This window comes from Chlamydiales bacterium (assembly GCA_041395025.1).
Lineage (GTDB): Bacteria > Chlamydiota > Chlamydiia > Chlamydiales > JAAKFR01 > JAJACP01.
Genome location: JAWLBH010000001.1, coordinates 1,290,258 through 1,312,488, shown reverse-complemented (window position 1 = coordinate 1,312,488; position 22,231 = coordinate 1,290,258). Strand labels below are relative to the sequence as shown.

The following is a 22,231-nucleotide window of genomic DNA, read 5'->3' as shown; positions in this document are numbered from 1 at the left end:
GCTTTTTAATCACTAACAGTGAATAGAAAGTATCGTGAAAAAATGATGAGCGGATCATAATAAATGATGTTTAGGATTTTTTATGAAAAGATGTTTTATTTTTCAACTTGCTTTATTTTTATGCTATTTATCTCCTGTCTTTTCAATCACAAATCAAGATTTAGAAAAAATTGGAGAAAAAATATGGGATAACGAATGTAAAAAAAGTCTCAATGGTCTTACCAGTTGGAATGATAGAGAAGATTTTGCCTCAATAGGCATAGGCCATTTTATCTGGTACCCTGACCATAAGGAGAGAAAATTTGAAGAGTCTTTTCCTCAATTCATTGGATTTATTAAACAAAAAAAACCTCAAGGTCTCCCACAATTTTTACTCGATCATCAATCTTGCCCTTGGAATTCAAAAGAAGCATTTTATGAAAATTTTTATTCCTCTGACATGCAAGAATTAAGAGAGTTTTTAATTGCAAATAAACATTTGCAAATTGGATTTATGTTTCATCGTTTAAAATTGAGTTTACCAAAAATGATTAAAGCCTGTTCTAAAAAAGAAAAAAGAAAAGTGACCATGCTCTTTAAAAACCTCTCTAAAAGTATAAAAGGACTCTATGTTCTTATAGACTACTTAAATTTTAAAGGATCAGGTATCAATCCTGAAGAAAACTACGAAGGATATAGATGGGGACTCTTACAAGTTTTACTTCTAATTCCAGATCATTCTTCAGAGCCTATTGGGGATTTTGTAAAAACAGCAAAAACTCTATTATTAAGAAGGGTCTCTCATGCTCCTGTCGAAAGACAAGAAGAAAAGTGGGTTAAAGGGTGGATGAATCGACTTAATACTTATCTAGAAGATATTTAATCATATATAATAAAAGTAGGATTTTTTAAAATTTTTTTGCATTTCTTATACATTTGGTCACAATGGACAGAGCTTTATCAATTTCACTCAATGTCGTAAACCTACTGATCGAAAAACGAATAGAGCTACGTGCAAGACTAGGTTCAATTCCCATGTTGAGCAAAACCCGAGAAGTTTCTAAAGCGCCAGATGAGCAAGCTGATCCATGACTCGCACTAATCCCTAATAAGTCTAGTTGCATCAGTAGAGTTTCGCCATCAACGCCTTCAAATGCAATATTCGATGTATTACAAAGCCTTGATTCATTGATTCCATGAATAAAAATCCCAGATAGATTTTGAGTTAAACCATTCTCAAAATAATCGCGAAGATCTCTCATTTTCTTACCAGAAGTGGGTAAAAACTTTAATGCTTCTGCAAAACCGAGAATCCCCGCTAAATTTTCTGTCCCTCCTCGCATACGATATTGTTGAGGACCACCAACTATTATTGGATGACATGTATATGATTTACGAATCACAGCCACACCTACTCCACTTGGTCCATGAATTTTGTGTCCACTAAAACAAGCTGCTGACACTCCTTTAGGTAAAACCCAATTTCCTTTTCCAAGGCGCGCTACCCCATCAATAATTAAAGCAACTCCATATCTTTGAGAAAGATCAGCAATAAGTTCAATATCTGTAATAATCCCCGTTTCATTATTGGCAGCTGTTAGAATAATGGCAGAAGTATTAGAACGCATAGCCTCTTGTACTTGAAGAGATGTTATGGAGCCATAACCAGGGCATGGATTGAGATAGTCTATTTCACAATGAATCATTTTTAAAGCCTCTAGTACAGCAATATGCTCGAGCGAAGAGGTGATAACATGACTTTTAGCAGGAAGACTACGTATGACCATATTTAGTGCTTCAGTTGCTCCAGAAGTAAAGACAATTTCAGAGGGTTGGACAGAAAAAAAATTCGCTACATCTTTTGTAGCTTTAGCTAAAATTGCTCGACCAATTTGTCCATAAGAGTGAATGCTAGATGGATTTCCAACTTTTTGTCTCAATAAAGCTTCAATTGAAGCTAAGACTCGAGGATCAAGAAAAGTGGTTGCATTATTGTCTAGGTAGATCGTCATTTATTTTTACAAGAATCACAGTGATATTATCTCTGCCTCCACCTTCTTTTGCCAAATCAACAAGCAACTGTGCACGCACACTCAGAGGAATATTTTTATTTAAAATGGATTCAATAGTATTGTCGTCGACATGGTTATTTAAACCATCAGAACAGATAAGAAAACAATCCTGAAAATCTATTTTTAGATAGTTCACTCGAGGTTTGACATGTGGATGAATACCTATCGCACTTGTTAGAATATGTTTGTAGGGAGATGTCGCACGCTCGTCATCTTTCAACGTGCCAAGAGCAATTAAATTGGATACAAGGGAATGATCTTCTGTTAATTGCCTCAATACACCCTCCCTTAAATGATAAATTCTGCTATCTCCTACATGTGCAAAAGTCGCATAGATTTCATCAATATAAAGTGCACAAATTGTCGTTCCCATCCCAGCACAAGCAGATTCTTGCCTTCCTTTTTCATAGATTGCGTTGTTGACTTCAATAAGAGCATGATAAAAAAAATCAACCGTTTTTTCAGGAGCACTTTCTTTACTAGGGTGCCATTTTTCTACCAGTCTATACAGATAAGAAACTGACTCATCAGCAGCCACCTCTCCTGCAGCATGACCACCCATCCCATCAGCTAGAGTAAAGAAACCAAGATTTGGATAGGCTTTCCAAACATCTTCGTTATGATCACGAATAAGGCCAATATCACTGATACCGACACATTCTATTACAGAGGTTGGCTGGATCACATTGATTACCTAAAATGCACAGTGTTTTAACATAATATATCAATTTGGTTATAATAAAAAAAAGTTTATCCTAAAATAATTCTTTCAAAAAAAATATCGGTCTCTTTTTCTCAGCTTAAGCAAGATCATTCAATAAAAAACTGATCTCCTGATTGAAACTTGTTCTACTTCTAATCAGACTCATTTTTCTTATTGAAATTCCATAGAAAAACACCTATATCTAAGTTGTTCTATCAGATATTTTAATAAATGTGGTTTAGAAACATCGAAGATGAAAAAATATATATTAGCTTTCTTGATCATTCTAACAACAGGTGTTAGTCATGCTCTTCCGGTTAGCAATCCTGCTGATCCATGCTTAATCTGTGATGGATTATTTTTAGAGGGTCATTGTGGAGACCCTTCTGATCCCTCTTTAACTTGGCTCGACACTTTCAGTGTCAGATTTGGTTTTTATGGAAACTATGTCTTTAATAGACATATGGAAGTAGATAGTAGTCGATATCGTTGTGATATTGAAGAGACAAAAATTAATACAAATGCAGGTTTTTTAGCGTGTAACTTTTGGGATTACTTTGATATCTTTGCTACTTTTGGTGGAACAAATATCTTAATTAATACAAATGAACAAGCATTTGCATTAAACGGGTCAGGTCGATTTCAAATTGAAACTAACACCCAATTTTCTTGGAGTATTGGAGTCCGGACGCTGATTTGGGATTGTGGGTCGACAACATTGGGAGCAGAAGCACAATATTTCTATACAAAACCCAATATTAGTCGCTTAACTCAGACAGATTCTCTCAGCATTTACCCTAATGAATTAAACGGAAAATATCAAGAGTGGCAAATTGGTCTTGGAATTTCCCATCGCATTAACCTGCTTGTTCCTTATATCGCAATTAAATTTTCTCAATCACAACTGCAATTCAACCACACTATTGTAGATGGATTTTTTAATGAAGCACTCCCAGCTGAAGCCATCTTATATAATTTAGGTAGTAAAAAAAGATGGGGTTATACAATAGGAGTCTCTTTTGTCAACTGTGAGAAAATTAGTTTAACTGCTGAAGGAGATTGGGGTGATGAGAAAGGCGCCTATTTAAGTAGCCAAATTCGATTCTAAGATTTTATTTATAAAATTCTAAAAATTTATTTTGAAAACGTAAGTAGTATTAAACTAAACCCATTAAATGTAGCGTGTAAGGCTATTGGAGCCCAAAGAGTCTGTTCTTTTTCGTAGATAAAACCAAGAAACAGAGAAAGAATAAAAAGAGAAGCAATGAGTTGAAAATTCCCTAAACCCTGGCTGAGAGAAAAATGGACCAATGCAAATATGAGTGCTGTGAGAATAAGACTCCAGGTACGTCCTATATAAAGTTTTAATAATGTTTGTAGAAACCCTCGGAATAAAAGCTCTTCCATAAAAGGAACTAAACCTACCACGAAAAACACCATACAAATAAACATAACTGGATAGCCTTGAGTCATTTTTATTTGATTCACAGCTACTTGTTCAACTGCCACCTCTCCCCAAATCCAAAAAGAGATTAATCCTGTGAAAAAACCTATCCACAAAACAAAGGGGTAGCTTATTAAAAAACTCAAAAAACCTAGTCCTATTGATCTAAAAAACCTCTTTGAAGAGGGCTTATGATGTCCCCAAAAGATATAGCGACGCAACCCACTTCGGATGGAAAAGCAATAAGTTAAAAGAGAAAGGAAAATAATAAAAAGAGAGGAGATTTGAGCCCATCCTAACCAATGGTTAGAAATACGTGTTTCTCCAAATGCAATATAGAAAATCCCTCCATTGATGGCTGGTAAAATCAAAAATGCAAGGGAGAGGTAGATCAAAAATATTCCCATGACCTCTTGCCATCTAATAGAATAGGGATTGACTAACGATGAAAGGCGAAAATAGTCTGAACGTAAAATGAAAAAGAGAAACAAAAGAATGAACAGAGAAGCAGATAAAAGATTGCCAAGAGACTGTTTGATTTCAATGATTTCCATGACTAATAGAGCTGATTCTTTCTGATAAAGATCGGATGAAAAAAAGCCGGAGATATTCTCTGAGGCAGACTCATCCATCCTTAAGGCTGCTACCTTCCGATCCTGACCTAGTTCAGAGTTTCATCTTCCACGAGGTCCCCGGCAAAAAAATGATCTTTATTTATTTATAAAAATACAATCTTTTTCTTCTCTACAGATGAAAAAATTTTTCACAAAAAAAATGAAAAACATTCATAATTTCTTTCTCTAAAATCTCTTTAAAACTCATTACTGAATGAAAAAAAATTTGGAAATACAAAATACCTCTTAAAAAAACGATGATCCAACATACTGCAACTGTCTTTATCCTTGAAAATCAACAAACTTTGCTTATCTATCATAAAAAAATGAAAAAATGGCTTCCACCTGGAGGGCATTTAAAATCAAATGAATTGCCTCCTGAAGGAGCTATTCGTGAAGCAAAAGAAGAAACTGGCTTAGATATTCAACTCATCTCTCAAGAAAATATCTGGGTCAAGCCACGATTTAATGGAAAAAGCTTTCAACGTCCTTACATGTGTTTATTAGAACAGATTCCTAAATATAATAATGAACCTGCTCATCAACACATCGATTTTATCTATTTAGGAAAACCATTGGCTGGTCAGCTAAGATGTAATCAATACGAGACATGTGGGTTAAAATGGTTTACTTTAAGAGAAATTGAGACCTTAGATAGAGGCATAGAAATTTTTGATGAAACTTATCTAATCATCCACCATCTCATAAAGAATAAATCTGATTCATCCTATTTCACATATGAAGAAGTGTAAAATTCTTTACTGCAAGCTTTTTTCCATTCTATCCAAAAGGATGAAAAAAGACAGCCAGTAAAAATCATACTCTTCTCCAAACCTAATTCTCTATCTTCTTTTAAAAATTACTTTTTGCTGATTCCTGATCCGACAACTATCCATTTAAGTTGAGGAAGATTTTTTAAAATGTTTGCTGCATCAAGAAAATCAAAAATTCTTTCCCAACCTCTTAATATACCTAGTATACCTACTAGGCAATCCTCTGGATCAATTTCTAGTGGGCATACTACGGTAACGATTCCGAATAGTGCTTGAAAATGAGATAATTCAGATAAAAGATTTGGAGCATTCATCTCTTTTTAAAGATAAGCTTATGGACAAAAAAAGCCAGCTTCTCTTGCCTTCTGTACTAACTTCCTTCCACCTTGAATTGCTAAAATTAATTTATGGTCATGTCTATACATCCCCTCATATTCGATCAAAATAGGCATTTCCTGCCCTAACCAAGTGAGATTTTTGTATCTATAATACTCATCTTTTTGATAATGATTTTAAAATTCTTTTATGACCTGCAGAAAAAGGTAGTTCATTGAGCTCTTCTAATGTCTTCCACTCAAAACGTTCATCTTGCTTAGATGTCTGAAATAGATGTGGATAAAGGTATGCATGAAAATGGGTAAAGGTATGTTTTTGTTCAGGAAGTGGATAACTATAATCCAGTGGAAGAGCAAAATTTTCTTGAAAAACCTCTTTTACATCTCCTTTTCTATCTACATATGGAAATTCATACAAATCCGCCATGATTTTTCCTTTTTCTCCTTTTTGAATCATAAATTTTCCTCTACAATTAATAATTGCAACATATCTGTGCAAAAACACCGTTTTTTGACGTGAGATTCGGACAGGAAACTGATCTGTTTTTTTATACCGAAACGCCAAACAATCTTCAATTAAAGGACATTGCGAACAAATAGGCTGTTTTTTACAAACTAAGGCTCCTAGCTCAATCAATCCTTCACTTACAAGCCATGGCTCTTCATTAGGTAGGAGATTTTCCGCAAGTTGTTGAATTTTTTTACGTGTTGTCTCTCTATCAATTGGTTCAATAATTGCAAAAAAACGACTTAAAACTCGCAAAACATTACCATCAATAGCGATTGTCTTTGCTTTAAAAGCAAAGCTTCGTATAGCTGACTGTGTATATGGTCCTATTCCATGAATTTTCGCTAAGTTCATCGGATCAGAGGGAAGCTCACCTCCATATTCAGAGACTAAAAAACGCGCTCCTTCATGGAGATAACGAGCACGAGAATAATACCCTAATCCTTCCCATATTTTTAAAACATCTGTTAAAGAGGCAGAAGCCAAAGCATGGATTGTAGGAAATACCTTCATCCAATGTAAGAAATAAGGAATCACGATACTCACCTGTGTCTGCTGAAGCATCACTTCTGAAACCCATACTCTATAAGGAGTTGGATGATCTCGCCAGGGAAGCGAACGACGATGAGACAAAAACCATTGTTTTATGTTATTAAAATTCATCGGAAAAACAAGATAGAGTTTTTAGCATGTCAAGAAAAGCAATTTTTGTAGCTGCAACAGGGCAAAATGTCGGAAAAACTACAATTTGTTTAGGTATAATCGCAGCCATGAAGAAAAAAATCCCACAACTCGGATTTATGAAGCCAGTAGGACAACAACATGAATGCGTTGATGAATGTCTACTTGTTGATAAAGATGTTGTTTTATTTAAAGAATACTTTCAACTACCTGCTAAGTATGAAGAGATGAGTCCTGTCATTTTTTCACGTGGTTTTACCCGAGAGTATTTAGATGGAAGAATCGATGCTAATCTATTAAAGAAAAAAATTATTGACTCGTTTCAACATATTTCTTCAAAGAATGACTTCACAATTGTTGAAGGAACTGGCCATATTGGTGTAGGTTCTATTATTCAACTGAACAACGCAACTGTTGCGAAAACTCTTGGCCTTGACTTAGTGATTATCGCAGAAGGAGGCCTTGGAAATACTTTTGATCAGCTTGCTCTGAATAAAGCTCTATGTGACAGATTAGGTGTAAAAATTTCTGGTGTAATCCTTAACCGGGTCATTCCTGAAAAACAAACAATGGTTAATAGCTATATCAATAAAGCTCTTAAATGTTGGAATATTCCTCTTATTGGGAGTATACCTTATAATAAATTCTTAAACACCCCAACAATGGGAGATTTTGAAACTCTCTTCAAAACACATCTTTTATCTGGTGAAACCTACCATTATCGTCATTTTGAATCAATACGCCTTGTTGCAACTTCTCTAGAAGCATTTAAAAAACGACTATCTGCGAATCAACTCATTATTACCCCTGCAATAAGAGAAGATATTATCTTGTGTATGATTAATCACCGAAAGAATCCCAATGAAGAACCTCAAAATGGCTTAATCCTTACAGGGCATTATCCACCATCTGCTAACTTAGTTGAAGGGTTAAAAAAAGCTAATATCCCGAGCCTCTATGCTAACCATTCTAGCTTTAATGCGATGCGTATGATCACATCTTTTACTGCAAAAATCTGCAAAGAAGATATTTCAAAAATTAAAAAAGCCATTGAGCTAGTCGAATCAAATCTCGATTTTTCGAAATTTTTATAATCTATGGATAATTGATCCGAGATTAAAAAATAGAAACATATTCATATATACTTAGATTAGAGTTTCGTCAATAACCAGTGTTTTCAGACACGCTCCCGTTTTGCAAGTTCTTAATTTAGGGCATCTCTTTTCAAATTTTATTTTATAGGGACAATCTCCTTGAATTTTCCGATGCATTTCCCCAATAGGTCCATATTTTTTTGCTAATGAAGGTCCAAAAAAACCAATCGTAGGGGTCTGAGTAGTTCCACATAAATGAAGGGGAAGAGAATCCATCGCAATGACACAAAGAGATTTTGCCATCATATGTTGTAAAACTGGTAAGCGATAGCGTTCTAAAACTAGACTACCAGAAAAATTTTTAACTAAACGCATACTGATCTCTTTTTCTTTCTGATTTCCCCAAATAAATATATAAAAACTTTTTCCAAGTATTTTTAAAAAAGCATGGATTTGCTCATAAGAAAGCTGTTTATTTGGCCAAGCCGTACCTGGACAAACCATGGTTCCACCTGAAGGAAAAGCTTTGATAAGAGGCTGTTCCGAATCATGAATACGTAATTTAATCGGTTCAATAGGGAAAAAATTTTCATCTTTAAAATAACTCTGAACGATTGATAAATAATCTTCTCGAATGTTTCTCCCTTGTGGTGGGTTGATTTTCTGTGTAGTAAAAAGAGCATTAGGCCATTCAGAAAGTGTTTTCCAACCAAATCCCACTTTAATCTTAGCTCTAACTTGTGCAAGTATCATTGCAGATTTAATATTGCCCTGCAGATCAAACACTACATCATAAACAGACTGATGGAGAGACGCACGAAAAGCTTTGATCTCTTGCCAATGAGTACAAGAACGTAACCATTTTTTACTCTCAACTGTTAAAACTCGATTGACATGAGGGTGTGCCTCTATTATTTCAGTTAAAGAAGCTTCAACAATCCAATCGATCTCAGCCGAGGGAAATCGTTGCCTAAGATAACTAACTACAGGAAAAGTATGGATTAAATCCCCTGCTGCTGACATTTTTACAATTAAAATCTTCATCAAAAATGCAGAATGCCATTTATGGGATACAAAGATCGTCCATCGATTTGAATATCATTTTATGTTCAAAATGATATAAAATGTTCTATTAATCATGAAGAAATTAAAGGTTTTGGGTTCTACTCGTCTTCTTACTTTTATAAAAAATCACTGTGATTTTTCAACAAAAGATCTACGTTGGTCTATTGAGCATGGTAGATGCTTCGTTAATGGGAATACTGAACGTTTTTGTTCTACTTATCTGAAAAAAGGAGACGAAATCCTAGTTTGGCCAGAAAAACACCCTATCTTTGTTAAAGATCAACAACGTATTCTTTTTGAAGATGATTCTATTCTTTTTTATAACAAACCTGCCTTTATCTCTTCTTCAGATCTCGCGCAGATATTAAAACTCAATCTTGTTCACCGTCTAGATCGTGATACAACTGGTGTAATTTTGTTTTCTAAAAATCATCCAATACCCTATGAAAACCTTTTCCGAGAAAGAAAAATCAAAAAAACTTATCATCTTTTAGTGTCAGGTGTCCCTGTGGATCAAAAGGGGATTTTTAAGGGGAAAATGAAGAAAATACAAACACGTGATGGCGCAGTAAAATGGGGGATGTCTAAGAATGGAGTTTTTTCAGCAACCGAATGGGAATGTGTGGAGTCAAATCGACAGTATTCCTATATCTGCTGTCATCCTATTACAGGACGCACTCACCAAATTCGTCTCCATATGAAAATGCTAGGATCTCCTGTCATTGGAGATCGTGAATATGGCAATAAAAAAGGAATACCCGGGCTCTTCCGACCACTTTTACATGCATCTAAGCTTGCCTTCGGACCTTATGAAGTATCTGCTCCTTTTCCAAATGATTTGATTCGATGGAAGAAAAAATTGATTGATAATTTTGATCACTGATCTTTTGATTTGATGACTATTCAACCATTTTTCTTGAGGAATCTATCTTGATTAGTTATAAATAGCCCTTTTTAATTTCATTAGGTGAATAAGATGTTAAAAATTGATCTAAGTGGGAAAAAAGCATTTGTTGCTGGAATTGGCGATAATCAGGGATTTGGGTGGGCAATTGCCAAAGCTCTTGCTGAAGCTGGCGCTCAAATTCTTGTTGGAACTTGGACACCTATTTTAAATATTTTTACAAATGGAATGACCTCAGGAAAATTTGACGAATCTCGTCGTTTGCATGACGGATCACTCATGGAATTTAAAAAAATTTATCCTCTTGATGCAAGCTTTGATAGACAAGAAGACATACCTGAAGATATTAGAAATAACAAACGCTATAAAAATACAATCGGTTATACGATTTCTGAAACTGCTGAAAAGATCAAAGAAGATTTTGGGAATATTGATTTTTTAGTTCATGCTCTTGCAAATGGTCCTGAAATTAAAAAACCTTTGCTTGAAACCAGTCGTCAAGGCTATCTAGCAGCAATGAGCTCATCAGCCTATTCTTTTGTGAGTCTACTTGCCCATTTTGGTCCTCTAATGAATCGAGGAGGAGCCACCCTATCTCTTACTTACCTTGCTTCTGAACGCACTATTCCTGGTTATGGTGGAGGGATGAGTTCCGCAAAAGCTGCCCTTGAAAGTGATACTCGTACTTTAGCATGGGAAGCTGGTCGTAAATGGGGGCTTCGTGTAAATACGATTTCTGCAGGCGCTCTAGCTAGTCGAGCTGCTAAAGCAATTGGATTTATTGAACAAATGATCGACTATACAAAAAAAGGAGCACCTCTTCCAAAACCCATGGATGCAATGGAAGTTGGAAATGTTGCTGCTTTTCTTCTTTCAAATTTGGCTAGTGCAATCACTGGGGTAACTCTGTATGTCGATAACGGGATGCATGTTATGGGAGTTGGACCAGAGATGCTCTCTACTGAAAAATCCTTATGATCTTTCCCAATACTAGTTTTATAATCCAAAGCCACCAGCGACTTCTATATTTTGTCCTGTGATATATTGATTTTCAGGTTCGAAAAAAAAAGTTACAACTGAAGCTACCTCTTCCAATTTAGCAGGTCTTCCCATAGGTAAAATAGGGACGAATTTTGAATTTTTATCTAAATCAATTGCTGTTTCCAAAAAACCAGGCGAAACCATATTCACAGTGATGTGATCGTTGGCTAACTCTTTTGCAAGCGAGCGTGTATATAACCAAAGTGCTGATTTTGTGATCGCATAAGCTGTAATATTTAAAAATGCTTTCATAGGCAAAAGACCACTTGTTCCTAAGTTAACAATCCTACCTTTCTCTTGCTTTAATTGAGGTAAAATGCTTTGAATCAGAGAAACTGGTGCAAAAAAATTCGTCTGAAAAAGCGATTGCCAATCCTCTTTCTCTACTTTTGAAGGTAAAGAAATTAAATAGTTCCCTACATTGTTTACAATTCCTTTTGTAGAAGGAAACCTATCTAAATATTCTTGAGTAAACAGATCTAGAGAAGATGTTGTAGAAAAATCCCCCTGAATGGTTTCAGCCATCACTCCTAGATTCTGACAAACCTTCATGGTTGACTCGGCTTCGCGTTCACTTTTATGAAAATGAATCACGATTTCATGCCCTCTTGCTGCTAATTGCTTACAAAGCATAGCACCCAAACCCTTAGCTCCACCAGTGACAAGAATTGGTTTCATTCTTTTCCCCTTTCAAATTCCACAGCAGCAGAGTAAAGAAAAGGGAGGGTTTGCTTCTTGCGGACACATACTTTTATCCATATCAAAGGAAATTTTGCAGAAACTGCTTCAAGAGCCTCATAAGCAAAAGTTTCAATCAAATGATAAGCCCGAGATTGGGCTAATTGCGCACATATGATACACACTTTTTGGTAATCTACAGTATCAGTAATTGAATCACTTTTAGTAGCTTCAGTTAAATTAATTTTCATAGATAAATCAAGAGACAGTTCTTGCGTATTAATGCGTTCATGAGCATGCACTCCTATGATACATTGAATGCGAAAATCTTCAATCTTAATGATCCCATTCATAAATCACCGATAGAAAGATGGGTTTAAAAAAAATTCCTGTCTATTATCTCTTTAATGGCATCAATAATTCCAAAATTTTCTACTGGAGGAGCTATTAAATGGGCTAGATTTTTCAGCTCTTCAGGAGCATCAGGCATGACAATCTTAAAAGTGCTTCTTTGTAACATATCTAAATCATTTAAGTCATTGCCTGCACTAATCACAGGTAAGTTAGAGGGATAAAATTGTTGAAAAGCTGCAAGTATATTTCCTTTTGATGCCTGAATATGATTGAGAAAAATGATGTATTGGTCTAGCTTGAAGGGATCACGTATTAGTTGAGTACGTAGTTCTGTAAATTGATTCATTTTTTTTATAAAAACATTCACTTTTCTTTTATCACCAAAATATTTTCCAACCGCAAAATCTGTAATGTCTAAATTCTCAAATCCATGAACTACAACCCATTTTTCAGGAAAAAAAGAGATTCGAGAGTGAATCAATTCTAATTCTTCTCTCCTAAAATCCATTGGACAATAATAGCAAAGATCATCATTTTCTTTTCCTGATTCAATCACAATATTTCTAGGAAGTTTGGTAAGAAGATGAATCGGTAGATAATGTTTTTTAACCAGTTGGATAAGAGGCATTTTATAAAGAGCAGCCCCATTTTGTACAGCAAGATAATATTCTCCTTTTAATTTTGATAACACTGGATAGGCAAAAGAGAACATCCTTCCGGTTAAAAAAATTAACTGCCATCCATCTTCTATTAAAAAATTAAGAAAATCTTGCACTTTTTCATGAATCTGAGACTTATCAATCGTAATTGTTCCATCAATATCAAGGGCAATAATTCCCTTAAATTCTTGCATTATCTATCCTAATCTTAAATTTTTACTAAGATAGAAAATTTATAAAAAGAAAGATAGACTGATTCTATGAATTTATTTTTTTTTTTTGATATAAGGAGTTAAAAGATGGTTTTTTTAGGAACAGGTTTGGTAACTGAAACAGTGTCTGAAGAAGTTGTGGGACAAAGCTACGATTACTGGGGGCAGTTTATAAATATGTTAACCATGTTAGGACTGATTCTCATTTTGATTTTTGTGAGTGTTTATATCATGAAATGGTTAATGCGTTCGCGTATTGCTCATCTTAATCGTTCAACTGGAATTAAAATTCTTGAACGACGTGCATTAAACTCAAAATCTTCTCTTTATTTAATTGATGTTTTCGGTACAGGTGTATTAATTGCTGAATCACAAGCTGGAATTCAACTCGTGACTCAACTACCTCCTGATATCAAAATAGAGGAGAAAATGACTGAATACAGTCAAGAAAAAAGCCTGACTAAAGAACCCTTGATAAAAAGATTAAAAAAACTAGCCTCTAAGAATAATTAATCGATTGGATCTTTTTCCGAATCGAGAATTTTGGAAAATATGTGAATAACCCTTATCTTGTTGGTTCTACTCTTTTTCTCATTCTTATCCCTTTTGTATTTATTCTCATGACATCATTTACTCGTATTTCGATTGTTTTGACATTTTTACGTCAGGCATTAAGTACATCTGTTCCCTCCTCACAAATTATTATTGGCCTCTCTTTGATTTTGACAGGATATATCATGCATCCAGTCATTACAGAAATCTACGAAAAAGCCATTACTCCTTATATACAAGAGAAAGAAACCCCTTATGAAAAAATCCTGGAAAAGGCATGGCCTCCCTTAAGAACATTTATGATTTACCATACTCGTGAGAAAGATTTAGAGCTTTTCTTAGATATGGCTCGTATTAAACTAATGAATAATAAATTAGATGAAATTCCTTGGTATTGCGTGATTCCTGGGTTTGTCCTCTCTGAACTTCGCACTGCTTTTATGCTTGGTTTTCTACTATTTTTACCCTTTCTTGTGATTGATATGGTCATTACCTCATTATTGATGTCGATGGGAATGGTAATGCTTCCACCAGTCATGATCTCATTCCCTTTTAAAATCCTCTTCTTTGTGGTAGTCGATGGATGGAGACTTGTGGTACAACAAATTGTTGGAGGCTATCAATGAATCGACCTTCAAATTTAAATAAGTATTTCTAAAATGACACCAGAGCAAATCACATACATCGTACGTCAAACGCTTTATACAGCAATTGAAATTAGCACCCCTTTTCTTCTTCTAGCCATGATTGTTGGTTTAATCATTTCACTGATTCAGTCGATTACACAAATCCAAGAGATGACCTTAACGTTTGTTCCAAAAATCCTTCTCCTTGCGTTTGCTTTAACACTATTTTTTCCATGGATACTTAAAATTCTTACTAAGTTCACAAACAATCTTTTGATTCACCAATGGGATAAGGTCTCCTCACTTGTCAATTATATCCAATGAATTTTTACCTTTCTTGCTTCTATTTTCTCGTAGTATAGGATTTTTTCTCTTTTCTCCTTTTTTCCATAAACACAATATCTCTTTATGGATCCGTATTGGGCTGGCCCTATCCTCTTCTCTTATTCTTTTTCCACCCTTCTTTGTTCAGTCGAGACTTATACCAGATCATCCTCTCCTTTTAGCTATGCAAATCATGCGTGAGGCGATGATCGGTTATCTGATCGGTTTTCTTTGCTCTCTAATCTTTCAAGCAGCTGCTTTTGCTGGACAAATTATTGGAACATTAGGAGGGTTTTCTGCTTATGAAATTCTCAATCCTTTATCTCATAATGAGTATCCTCTTATGTCTTATTTTTTTATGACCACAGTTTTCACTATTTTCTTTTCTCTTGACTTTCATCATGTTGTACTACGTTTGTTATACGAGAGCCATTTTGTTTTTTCTTTTCATCTTATCACGGGATTCACTGAAGCCTTTGGAAAACTTTTTATACAAGGCCTCTCATATGCACTTTTTCCAATGATTTTTCTCCTAATCTTGATCTCTTCTTTTGCTATTTTGGCCCGTTTTTTCCCTTTCTTACATATCTTTTGGAACGGATTTCCAATCCAAATCTTTGTTGGACTGACAATCATTGCTGTTACAGGAGGATTTTTTAGTCAAATTTTACAAGGAGCATTTAATGAAATCATTGCAATTGCAAAAAAAGCTCTTTTTTCATTGTGATTATCTTTTCTATTGATTAATGTCCTCACTAAAATTAAGGTTTGTTATGAAACTGAGTCTTCTCTCTCTTACTATCCTTTTTACCCTCACTAGTTGTATCTATAAAATGCCAAATAACGATTCTATTTCAACGCTGCCTAATACAAATAACCCTCATGTTACAGGTGAAAAACCCCGATCACTGATTCCAGGGAGATAATAGAATTAAAAGATAATAACCTATTAAAAGTGTATATTGGTTTTTTATCCATAGTGTGTGATTGCAGAATCACAGAGATAAGCATTAAGATGAATGATTGTTTAAAAACCCAATGAGTTAAAAATTCCTAAGCATTTTATTTATTACGATACTGAAACGACTGGAATAAGGCCTGATAAAGATCGTATTGTCGAGATCGCGGCCTATGATCCAACAACAGAGCGTACCTTTTCAAAGCTTGTGAATCCTGGAATCCCTATTCCTAAAGAAGCTTCTGATATCCATGGGATTACGAATGATATGGTAGCTCAAGCCCCCTCTTTTGCTGAAGTAGGAAATGCATTTCTAGCCTTTTGTAATGAAGACACTATTCTCGTGGCACATAACAATGAGAATTTTGATAAACATTTTCTGATTCAAGAATTTAAACGAAATCAAATTGAACTACTTAATTACGATATGGTTGATTCTTTGAAATGGGCTCGTAAATACCGTCCTGACTTACCACGCCATAATCTGCAATTTCTACGTCAGATTTACGGATTTAATATGAATAATGCTCACCGTGCTTTGGATGATGTTATGACTCTCTATCAGATTTTCACTGTCATGATCGATGATTTATTACCCGAAATCGTATTAGATTTACTCGATGAGGAAAAAAAAAGCGATACGATGCCTTTTGGAAAATATCAAGGAAAACCTCTAAGTGAAGTCCCAGTGTCCTATTTAAAATGGCTAAAAAATCAAGGCGCATTTGATAAGCCTGAAAATACTGAACTAAAATCTGCAATTGAAAAAATGCATGCATTATAAAAAATTATTTTATTTTGAGTAAAAGAAGAGATTTTCATTTAAATGGTTTTCAATGTAATTTGTAAAGAATCTGACAACTTTTAAAACTCTTTTCAAAGAACAACAAGTTTCATGATAAAGATCGCCATCTCTCCGTGTCCTAATGATATATATTTATTTTATGGCTGGATGAAAGGATTAATCTCTCCTCCTCCTAAGGTCCTTCTCGCAGATATTCAGCATTTAAATCAATTAGCTTATCGAGGAGACTATCCTTTGATTAAAATTTCTTTTAATTGTTTTAAAAATGTATGTGATCACTACCAACTCCTCCCCATTGGATCAGCATTTGGATTCGACTGTGGTCCAAAAGTTCTATCAAAGACTCCTTTTTCCATCGATGAAATATCAGAAAAACGGATCGCTATTCCTGGCGAAGAGACAACAGCCCATTTGCTGATAAAAAAATTTCTACCGATGATAAGTAAAAAAAAATTTTGCTTATATCATGAAGTCATAGACTTGATCAATCATGGTAGTGTTGATTGTGGTGTGGTGATTCACGAAACTTGTTTCACCTATTCTTCAATGCAGCTCTTCGAGATTACTGACCTTGGTAAACTCTGGTATCAACGCTTTCAACTACCTCTCCCTTTAGGAGGTCTAGCCATTCATCATACATGTCCTGATAAGGAAAATATTATCAAAATACTACGTCAGTCTCTTGCTTATGCACACAGAAATTTTTTTTCAATACAACCCTTCATTTTGAAATACAGCCAAGAAAAAAATCCTAATGTGATTGAAAATCATATCAAGACTTATGTCACTGAAGAAACAGAGAACCTATCAGAAGTTGGTTTTAAAGCTATTGAAACTCTACTAGAAATATGTCTAGAAAAATACTTATATTTGCCACAGAGATTGAAGCATACGTAACACTTTGCCATCTAAAGATTAAATCATTTAGTTTGGAAAAAAATACAACTTCAAAACAAAGAACCCCTCTTGCTTATCTATTCGATGAAGGATTAATTGTGATTAGCGGGGTAGGCATCAATGCAGCAGAACAAGCTGTTTACAAATATTTTTCACATGATTTTAAAGAAATCTGGAACTTTGGAATGGCAGGAGCTTTACAAGATACTTTTTCTATTGGTCAGATTTTTGAAATCGGAATGATTGGAAAATATCACTATCCTCAATTCAATCAATCAACCATAGAAACAAATAACTCAGAATCTTTCATTTTTAAAAAAGGTGCCAGATTAGTTTCATCTTACTTTCCTATTCATCATGAAACCCATCGTAACTATTTACGCCAGAATTGGGAATTAGTAGATATGGAGGGATATGGAATTGCTTATGCAGCCTCATCCCTTAAAATATCGTGTAGAATATGGAAGATTGTTTCAGACTTTGCCTCACCAGGAGGGAAAAAAATCATTCAAACTAATAAGATGATGATTTCTAAATCTATATTTAAATTAGTAACAAAATTATTAGATGCTGATCGATCCCCCTTCCATTGTTAAGATAAAAAACATATCATTTTTTAATGACTTTTTTTAGGGTGAGCTTTTTAAAAAACTTTATAGTTTGGATATGTATCCCACTGGATCATTAAAACACTCTAATCTTGATAGAACAATCATAAAACAATCTCAGTATCAAAATGCGTCTTGGCAAGGAGATAGTATGAGACAAATGCCCCCTCATAGTTCTGTGTATCCTCCTTATGCAAAAGAACTATCCTTTTTTTTTGATCGAGTCAAACCTCTTTCTCAGGCTCAAAAAAAACAGATTATTTCTACAATAAAAAAAAGAAAGCACAATGAAATTAAAAAGATCATATTCATTGTCATAGCGGTATTTGCGCTGATTGCAGTGATTGTTTCTGCTCTTGCTGCTCTCTCCTTTCATGGAATCTCTCTACTAAATTCTATAAATACATTTGCTAACTTGCTAGGAAAAGGAGGAGTCTATGGCATGCTGATTGGAGGAGTCGGGATCTTTATCATTGATATAGCAATGATTCTGAATTTAATGAATAGTTATTACAAAAAACAGGTGTCTAGAGAAGAAATAGCAACACTCTTGCCATCTTTAAAGAAGTATATTAAAGAACAAGAAATCGATCTAAAAATTGGACTAGGTCAATTCTGGTTACTCAGTGGGCAGCGTTTTGATAGTATCGAAGTGACTCATTGGTTCTCAATCCAAAGAGATAGCGAAGATGAGGAGATTAAAGTCTTCTGTTTTAAAGATAGAAAAGAATTAGATCACCATGCTAGAGGACTAAAAAGCTCGCTTTATAAAAATGCTGCATCACAATTCAACGAGACTACGCCTAGTTATCCTTCTCACTATGTTAAACGTAAATATCCTAAATTTTTTAAACAAACACAATCTTTACAAGCAACGTATAATAAAACATTTGGCTTATTAGATAAGGGTCAGTATCGATTCATATCTAAGTATGATTTCAGTGATCATCTAATAGGCTATGAAATTCATCTGCATTCTCAACCGAGAATTTGCTACTATAAGTCATTAAAAAAAGCAGAAGAAGATATGGAGAAGTTACATCTAAAAGAACAGTCTGCTTTTTCTTTTAATGAGAAGACATAATATTTTTCTTTCAATAGTTATTTTTTTTCGCTTCCTATCGCGATGACTATGAATAACTTATTACCTGGTCTTTCATTCAACTGAAGAAAATCTTCTTCAAACATATCTTACAAATCTGGTTGATAAAGATGATTCTGAGATTGACGAAAATAATGAAGCAAAAGATGAAAAGGATTGATAGTCAAAAATCAATAAAATACTCTCGGGGAGTTTATTCTAAACCTGTTCCCTGCTTATGCCACAGGCTATACATGCGATGAAAACTAGGACAATTTTTGATTAATTCTTCTTTAGATCCTTCTCCTATCTTAGTGCCATTTTCTAAGTAAACAATTTTATCAGCATGTTCAATCGTTGAAAACCGATGAGCAATAATAATTTGTGTCAATTTTCCATGTAAATTACAAATCGCATCTCGAATTCTTCCTTCACTGACCACATCAAGTGAAGAAGTTGCTTCATCCATGACAAGAATCGGAGCATTTTTTACTAAAGCACGAGCTATTGCAATTCTTTGCTGTTGACCACCAGACAGATTTTTCCCCGACTCTTCTAATTGAAAATCAAAACTATTAGGTAACTGAACAATAAATTCTTCAGCATGAGCAGAACGAGCAGCTGCACGAATCTCCTGATCTGTAAAGTTTTGCCCAAAAGCAATATTTGCACGAATCGTATCAAAAAAAAGAAAAGGTTTTTGAGGAATGAAAGCGATACCTTCTCTTAAGGATTTTTGAGTATATTTTTTGATCGATCTTCCATCAATCAAAATATCTCCTTCTTGAATGTCATAGAGCCTTGGAAGGAGTTTAACAAGAGTAGATTTACCAGCTCCAGTAGGTCCTAAAAGAGCGACGGTTTCTCCTTTTTTAATTGTAAAACTTACATTTTTGATAATCCATTCATCTCGATATCGAAAAGAGACATTACGGAATTCAATGAGCTCTTTGAGTTCTATAAAATTCATTGCATCTGGCTCATCTTGAATTGCTGAATCGATATTAAGCACTTCATACATCCGTTCAGAAGCAGCGATTCCACGAAAAATATTATTATTTTCTTCAGCAAATTTTTTAATAGGCTCATAAAAGACATAAAGAAGGCCGCAAAAAACAAATAATTCTGCTGCAGCTAAGTGAAAAAAATAGAGTCCAAATAAGATAACCAATGCGAAAAAAAGAGAAGAGATAGTATGGAGCAACGGACGTGCAGCTGTGCCAAAACGTGCACTACACTCTTCAAGATAGGCCATCTTGTTATTTTGTTCTTTGTATTTCTTGAGAGAAAAAGACTCCATAGCAAACACTTTAATGGTCATCACCCCACTTAAAAAATCCAATAAGACGGCTGCAAATCCTTCTTGGTTTCGTTGCATTTGCTTAGAAATAGCTTTAATCTTTTTCGCAATATAAATGATAGGAAGGACAATAATTGGAAACCCAATAAAAATAACAACTGAAAGCTTCCAAGAAATGTAAAAACAAGCAAAAAGAGTGGAAATCACAGCAAAAGGAGCTTGGATATAGTTCAATAAAAGGGAATTAATCGCAGATGCTACAACTCCTGCATCACCAGACACACGAGCTGAAAGGCTGCCAATATCGTAATCATGATAAAACTTCATTGGAAGTGATTGAATATGCTCAAAATACTGTTGACGTAAATCACGACTAACACGAATCGAAATCAACTGAGTCAAATAGCGATGAAAAAAAAGCGCTGTGGCTTTGAAAAAAGCAACAAAAATCAAAATAAAAGCCAAGTGAACAAGATGCCTATGAATATCAAAATGTCGATCTAAAAAAGCCACAAGCCTTTGAACAATCGTCATTCCTCCTCGATGACTGATATAAGCATTGGCTGCATCAATACTAATCGGGCCCCGTGGTGTTGAAGCAATTACTCCCCATTTCGATTCAACTTGATCTAAAGTGACACTATTTGCTTGCTGTAGTCTACCCTCTTTTTCTGTCCCAAAAAGAGTAAAAAAATCGGGACCCATTTTTGTAATTACGCCTAGTGCAAACATTTCCATTTGCGAACCAATAGTCAGCATGAACATCGCTAAAATTGTCACTAAAAGAAGTGCATAGTGTTTACGATTCAGCAGAGCTGACTTGAGAAGAAGTTTCATGATTTACCGTTTGGAATTGCCCCATTTTGCGAAATTTTTGATAGCGTCTTTCGAGTAGTACTTCAGGAGGATAGCATTTGAGTAGATCCCATTTTTCTAAAATAAAAGCTTTTACATCTCGATAAATCTGATCTCGATCATGATGAGCACCTCCCATCGGTTCATAGATAATATGATCAATTACAGAAAAATTCACTAGATCCTCAGCTTGCATTTTAAGAGTTGCTGCTGCCTCACTATTTTTTCCAGCATCTTTCCATAAAATAGATGCACACCCTTCAGGAGAAATCACAGAATAATAGGCATGTTCAAGCATCCCAATCACATCTCCTATTCCCATTCCAAGAGCACCTCCTGAACATCCTTCGCCCACAATCAATACAATCACCGGTGTTGTAAGACGGACAAGCTCTCTTAAATTATAGGCAATTGCCCAACCTTGTCCACGTTCCTCAGCCGTTAATCCGGGGTACGCTCCAGGAGTATCAAGAAGAAAAACAACAGGAAGATGAAATTTTTCAGCCAATCTAGCAAGACGAAGTCCTTTACGAAAACCTTCTGGATGAAGCATCCCAAAATTCCGATGAAGGCGACTTTCTGTATCGTTTCCCTTCTCTTGACCAATGATCATAAATTTCCGTCCATTAATCTTACCAAGCCCCCCAATTACAGCACGGTCATCACTAAAATGACGATCTCCAAAAATTTCAATAAAATCTTCACAAATATTTTGAATATAGTCAGTAGAACGTGGACGCTTCGGATGACGACAAATTTGAACCCGTTCCCATGGAGTTAGATTGGAATATATATTTTCTTTTAACTTATTCAGTTTTTTTTGAAATTTATGGATCTCTTCTTGAGAAAATAAAGAATTTTTTTGATTTTGCTCTTTAAATTGTTGAATAGTTCTTTCATATTCAACAATTTGTTTTTCATGAGGCAAAATATCCATCGATAGTCCCTAAATAACTTTAAAAGAAAATGATACAATATAGAAGATTAACTTTCAACTTACCTATTTAAATCTTTTTAGTTAATATATTTAGTATACTAAGAAAATCAGATCTAAAAACTATTATGATTCATTTGAAAACCCTGTTTTTCTCATAGAAGATTTGAGCTCT

General features: G+C 34.7%; 26 protein-coding genes and 1 other RNA gene. 15 read left to right on the top strand and 12 right to left on the bottom strand.

Annotated features, from left to right (window positions below):
• Positions 1–82: 82 nt before the first annotated feature.
• On the top strand, positions 83–862 hold the full coding sequence (locus R3E91_06090; protein MEZ5315754.1) for a hypothetical protein: 780 nt from the start codon (positions 83–85) through the stop codon (positions 860–862).
• A 25-nt stretch (positions 863–887) separates the two neighbouring features.
• Here R3E91_06090 and R3E91_06085 read toward each other — a convergent pair whose 3' ends face one another.
• Positions 888–1,991 (bottom strand): cysteine desulfurase family protein, encoded by a 1,104-nt coding sequence (locus R3E91_06085; GenBank protein MEZ5315753.1) that lies wholly within the window; start codon positions 1,989–1,991, stop codon positions 888–890.
• Positions 1,969–2,736, bottom strand: a complete 768-nt coding sequence (locus R3E91_06080; GenBank protein MEZ5315752.1) for a Stp1/IreP family PP2C-type Ser/Thr phosphatase — start codon at positions 2,734–2,736, stop codon at positions 1,969–1,971. Before R3E91_06080 ends, R3E91_06085 begins: the two co-directional genes overlap by 23 nt.
• 271 nt (positions 2,737–3,007) lie before the next feature.
• Between R3E91_06080 and R3E91_06075 the strand changes: the two genes are divergently transcribed.
• Positions 3,008–3,862, top strand: coding sequence for a hypothetical protein (locus tag R3E91_06075; GenBank protein MEZ5315751.1), 855 nt, complete (start codon positions 3,008–3,010; stop codon positions 3,860–3,862).
• Between the two features lie 26 nt (positions 3,863–3,888).
• On the opposite strand, the gene R3E91_06070 is transcribed toward R3E91_06075, so the two are convergent.
• Together R3E91_06070 and ffs are read right to left on the bottom strand one after the other, a co-directional pair.
• Positions 3,889–4,752 (bottom strand): type II CAAX endopeptidase family protein, encoded by an 864-nt coding sequence (locus R3E91_06070; GenBank protein MEZ5315750.1) that lies wholly within the window; start codon positions 4,750–4,752, stop codon positions 3,889–3,891.
• A 42-nt stretch (positions 4,753–4,794) separates the two neighbouring features.
• An RNA gene (ffs, locus tag R3E91_06065) (signal recognition particle sRNA small type) lies at positions 4,795–4,895 on the bottom strand.
• Positions 4,896–5,069: 174 nt separating this feature from the next.
• Between ffs and R3E91_06060 the strand changes: the two genes are divergently transcribed.
• Positions 5,070–5,564 (top strand): NUDIX domain-containing protein, encoded by a 495-nt coding sequence (locus R3E91_06060; GenBank protein MEZ5315749.1) that lies wholly within the window; start codon positions 5,070–5,072, stop codon positions 5,562–5,564.
• Positions 5,565–5,671: 107 nt separating this feature from the next.
• On the opposite strand, the gene R3E91_06055 is transcribed toward R3E91_06060, so the two are convergent.
• On the bottom strand, positions 5,672–5,899 hold the full coding sequence (locus tag R3E91_06055; protein MEZ5315748.1) for a hypothetical protein: 228 nt from the start codon (positions 5,897–5,899) through the stop codon (positions 5,672–5,674).
• Between the two features lie 178 nt (positions 5,900–6,077).
• A complete protein-coding gene (gene mutY, locus R3E91_06050; GenBank protein MEZ5315747.1) occupies positions 6,078–7,091 on the bottom strand; it encodes an A/G-specific adenine glycosylase in 1,014 nt (337 codons plus the stop codon).
• Between the two features lie 26 nt (positions 7,092–7,117).
• On the opposite strand from mutY, the gene R3E91_06045 reads away from it, so the two are divergent.
• A complete protein-coding gene (locus tag R3E91_06045) occupies positions 7,118–8,203 on the top strand; it encodes an AAA family ATPase (protein MEZ5315746.1) in 1,086 nt (361 codons plus the stop codon).
• A gap of 51 nt (positions 8,204–8,254) precedes the next feature.
• Here the strand turns inward: R3E91_06045 and R3E91_06040 are convergent, their stop codons facing one another.
• The gene (locus tag R3E91_06040) at positions 8,255–9,247 is read right to left on the bottom strand and encodes a glycosyltransferase family 9 protein (GenBank protein MEZ5315745.1); all 993 of its coding nucleotides are present in this window, start codon (positions 9,245–9,247) and stop codon (positions 8,255–8,257) included.
• A 94-nt stretch (positions 9,248–9,341) separates the two neighbouring features.
• Here R3E91_06040 and R3E91_06035 point away from each other — a divergent pair, with 94 nt between their 5' ends.
• Both R3E91_06035 and R3E91_06030 read left to right on the top strand, forming a co-directional pair.
• The gene (locus R3E91_06035; GenBank protein MEZ5315744.1) at positions 9,342–10,151 is read left to right on the top strand and encodes an RluA family pseudouridine synthase; all 810 of its coding nucleotides are present in this window, start codon (positions 9,342–9,344) and stop codon (positions 10,149–10,151) included.
• Between the two features lie 93 nt (positions 10,152–10,244).
• Positions 10,245–11,150: an enoyl-[acyl-carrier-protein] reductase gene (locus R3E91_06030; GenBank protein MEZ5315743.1), complete on the top strand. Its 906-nt coding sequence runs from the start codon at positions 10,245–10,247 to the stop codon at positions 11,148–11,150.
• Between the two features lie 18 nt (positions 11,151–11,168).
• Here the strand turns inward: R3E91_06030 and R3E91_06025 are convergent, their stop codons facing one another.
• The 3 genes from R3E91_06025 to R3E91_06015 are packed head-to-tail and all read right to left on the bottom strand — an operon-like array spanning position 11,169 to position 13,098.
• Positions 11,169–11,891, bottom strand: coding sequence for an SDR family NAD(P)-dependent oxidoreductase (locus tag R3E91_06025; GenBank protein ID MEZ5315742.1), 723 nt, complete (start codon positions 11,889–11,891; stop codon positions 11,169–11,171).
• Entirely contained in the window at positions 11,888–12,244 is a 357-nt protein-coding gene (gene folB, locus R3E91_06020) for a dihydroneopterin aldolase (GenBank protein MEZ5315741.1), read from the bottom strand. Before folB ends, R3E91_06025 begins: the two co-directional genes overlap by 4 nt.
• A 23-nt stretch (positions 12,245–12,267) precedes the next feature.
• The gene (locus R3E91_06015; protein ID MEZ5315740.1) at positions 12,268–13,098 is read right to left on the bottom strand and encodes an HAD family hydrolase; all 831 of its coding nucleotides are present in this window, start codon (positions 13,096–13,098) and stop codon (positions 12,268–12,270) included.
• A 105-nt stretch (positions 13,099–13,203) separates the two neighbouring features.
• On the opposite strand from R3E91_06015, the gene R3E91_06010 reads away from it, so the two are divergent.
• The 9 genes from R3E91_06010 to R3E91_05970 all read left to right on the top strand — a co-directional run bounded on the left by R3E91_06010 (position 13,204) and on the right by R3E91_05970 (position 18,970).
• Positions 13,204–13,629 carry a flagellar biosynthetic protein FliO gene (locus tag R3E91_06010; protein MEZ5315739.1) on the top strand — a complete coding sequence of 142 codons (426 nt, stop codon included), beginning with the start codon at positions 13,204–13,206 and terminating at the stop codon, positions 13,627–13,629.
• A gap of 41 nt (positions 13,630–13,670) precedes the next feature.
• Positions 13,671–14,294 (top strand): flagellar type III secretion system pore protein FliP, encoded by a 624-nt coding sequence (gene fliP, locus R3E91_06005; GenBank protein MEZ5315738.1) that lies wholly within the window; start codon positions 13,671–13,673, stop codon positions 14,292–14,294.
• A gap of 33 nt (positions 14,295–14,327) precedes the next feature.
• Complete coding sequence (locus R3E91_06000) at positions 14,328–14,618, top strand: flagellar biosynthetic protein FliQ (GenBank protein ID MEZ5315737.1); 291 nt, start codon at positions 14,328–14,330, stop codon at positions 14,616–14,618.
• A complete protein-coding gene (locus tag R3E91_05995) occupies positions 14,599–15,345 on the top strand; it encodes a flagellar biosynthetic protein FliR (GenBank protein MEZ5315736.1) in 747 nt (248 codons plus the stop codon). The genes R3E91_06000 and R3E91_05995 overlap by 20 nt, the downstream gene beginning before the upstream one ends.
• A gap of 46 nt (positions 15,346–15,391) precedes the next feature.
• The gene (locus R3E91_05990) at positions 15,392–15,544 is read left to right on the top strand and encodes a hypothetical protein (protein MEZ5315735.1); all 153 of its coding nucleotides are present in this window, start codon (positions 15,392–15,394) and stop codon (positions 15,542–15,544) included.
• Positions 15,545–15,682: 138 nt separating this feature from the next.
• Positions 15,683–16,360, top strand: a complete 678-nt coding sequence (locus R3E91_05985; protein MEZ5315734.1) for a DUF3820 family protein — start codon at positions 15,683–15,685, stop codon at positions 16,358–16,360.
• A gap of 168 nt (positions 16,361–16,528) precedes the next feature.
• Complete coding sequence (locus tag R3E91_05980) at positions 16,529–17,278, top strand: MqnA/MqnD/SBP family protein (protein ID MEZ5315733.1); 750 nt, start codon at positions 16,529–16,531, stop codon at positions 17,276–17,278.
• On the top strand, positions 17,230–17,874 hold the full coding sequence (locus tag R3E91_05975; protein MEZ5315732.1) for a hypothetical protein: 645 nt from the start codon (positions 17,230–17,232) through the stop codon (positions 17,872–17,874). The genes R3E91_05980 and R3E91_05975 overlap by 49 nt, the downstream gene beginning before the upstream one ends.
• A 163-nt stretch (positions 17,875–18,037) precedes the next feature.
• Complete coding sequence (locus R3E91_05970) at positions 18,038–18,970, top strand: hypothetical protein (protein MEZ5315731.1); 933 nt, start codon at positions 18,038–18,040, stop codon at positions 18,968–18,970.
• Positions 18,971–19,181: 211 nt separating this feature from the next.
• Here the strand turns inward: R3E91_05970 and R3E91_05965 are convergent, their stop codons facing one another.
• Both R3E91_05965 and R3E91_05960 read right to left on the bottom strand, forming a co-directional pair.
• On the bottom strand, positions 19,182–21,104 hold the full coding sequence (locus R3E91_05965; protein ID MEZ5315730.1) for an ABC transporter ATP-binding protein: 1,923 nt from the start codon (positions 21,102–21,104) through the stop codon (positions 19,182–19,184).
• Positions 21,067–22,059, bottom strand: coding sequence for an acetyl-CoA carboxylase carboxyltransferase subunit alpha (locus R3E91_05960; GenBank protein MEZ5315729.1), 993 nt, complete (start codon positions 22,057–22,059; stop codon positions 21,067–21,069). The genes R3E91_05965 and R3E91_05960 overlap by 38 nt, the downstream gene beginning before the upstream one ends.
• Positions 22,060–22,231 lie beyond the last annotated feature (172 nt).

Coding starts and splice junctions, on each gene's coding strand:
- R3E91_06090 (MEZ5315754.1), top strand. CDS start 83: ATGAAAAGATGTTTTATTTTTCAACTTGCTTTATTTTTATGCTATTTA.
- R3E91_06085 (MEZ5315753.1), bottom strand. CDS start 1,991: ATGACGATCTACCTAGACAATAATGCAACCACTTTTCTTGATCCTCGA.
- R3E91_06075 (MEZ5315751.1), top strand. CDS start 3,008: ATGAAAAAATATATATTAGCTTTCTTGATCATTCTAACAACAGGTGTT.
- R3E91_06070 (MEZ5315750.1), bottom strand. CDS start 4,752: ATGGAAATCATTGAAATCAAACAGTCTCTTGGCAATCTTTTATCTGCT.
- R3E91_06060 (MEZ5315749.1), top strand. CDS start 5,070: ATGATCCAACATACTGCAACTGTCTTTATCCTTGAAAATCAACAAACT.
- R3E91_06055 (MEZ5315748.1), bottom strand. CDS start 5,899: ATGAATGCTCCAAATCTTTTATCTGAATTATCTCATTTTCAAGCACTA.
- mutY (MEZ5315747.1), bottom strand. CDS start 7,091: ATGAATTTTAATAACATAAAACAATGGTTTTTGTCTCATCGTCGTTCG.
- R3E91_06045 (MEZ5315746.1), top strand. CDS start 7,118: ATGTCAAGAAAAGCAATTTTTGTAGCTGCAACAGGGCAAAATGTCGGA.
- R3E91_06040 (MEZ5315745.1), bottom strand. CDS start 9,247: ATGAAGATTTTAATTGTAAAAATGTCAGCAGCAGGGGATTTAATCCAT.
- R3E91_06035 (MEZ5315744.1), top strand. CDS start 9,342: ATGAAGAAATTAAAGGTTTTGGGTTCTACTCGTCTTCTTACTTTTATA.
- R3E91_06030 (MEZ5315743.1), top strand. CDS start 10,245: ATGTTAAAAATTGATCTAAGTGGGAAAAAAGCATTTGTTGCTGGAATT.
- R3E91_06025 (MEZ5315742.1), bottom strand. CDS start 11,891: ATGAAACCAATTCTTGTCACTGGTGGAGCTAAGGGTTTGGGTGCTATG.
- folB (MEZ5315741.1), bottom strand. CDS start 12,244: ATGAATGGGATCATTAAGATTGAAGATTTTCGCATTCAATGTATCATA.
- R3E91_06015 (MEZ5315740.1), bottom strand. CDS start 13,098: ATGCAAGAATTTAAGGGAATTATTGCCCTTGATATTGATGGAACAATT.
- R3E91_06010 (MEZ5315739.1), top strand. CDS start 13,204: ATGGTTTTTTTAGGAACAGGTTTGGTAACTGAAACAGTGTCTGAAGAA.
- R3E91_06000 (MEZ5315737.1), top strand. CDS start 14,328: ATGACACCAGAGCAAATCACATACATCGTACGTCAAACGCTTTATACA.
- R3E91_05990 (MEZ5315735.1), top strand. CDS start 15,392: ATGAAACTGAGTCTTCTCTCTCTTACTATCCTTTTTACCCTCACTAGT.
- R3E91_05980 (MEZ5315733.1), top strand. CDS start 16,529: ATGAAAGGATTAATCTCTCCTCCTCCTAAGGTCCTTCTCGCAGATATT.
- R3E91_05975 (MEZ5315732.1), top strand. CDS start 17,230: ATGTCTAGAAAAATACTTATATTTGCCACAGAGATTGAAGCATACGTA.
- R3E91_05970 (MEZ5315731.1), top strand. CDS start 18,038: ATGAGACAAATGCCCCCTCATAGTTCTGTGTATCCTCCTTATGCAAAA.
- R3E91_05965 (MEZ5315730.1), bottom strand. CDS start 21,104: ATGAAACTTCTTCTCAAGTCAGCTCTGCTGAATCGTAAACACTATGCA.
- R3E91_05960 (MEZ5315729.1), bottom strand. CDS start 22,059: ATGGATATTTTGCCTCATGAAAAACAAATTGTTGAATATGAAAGAACT.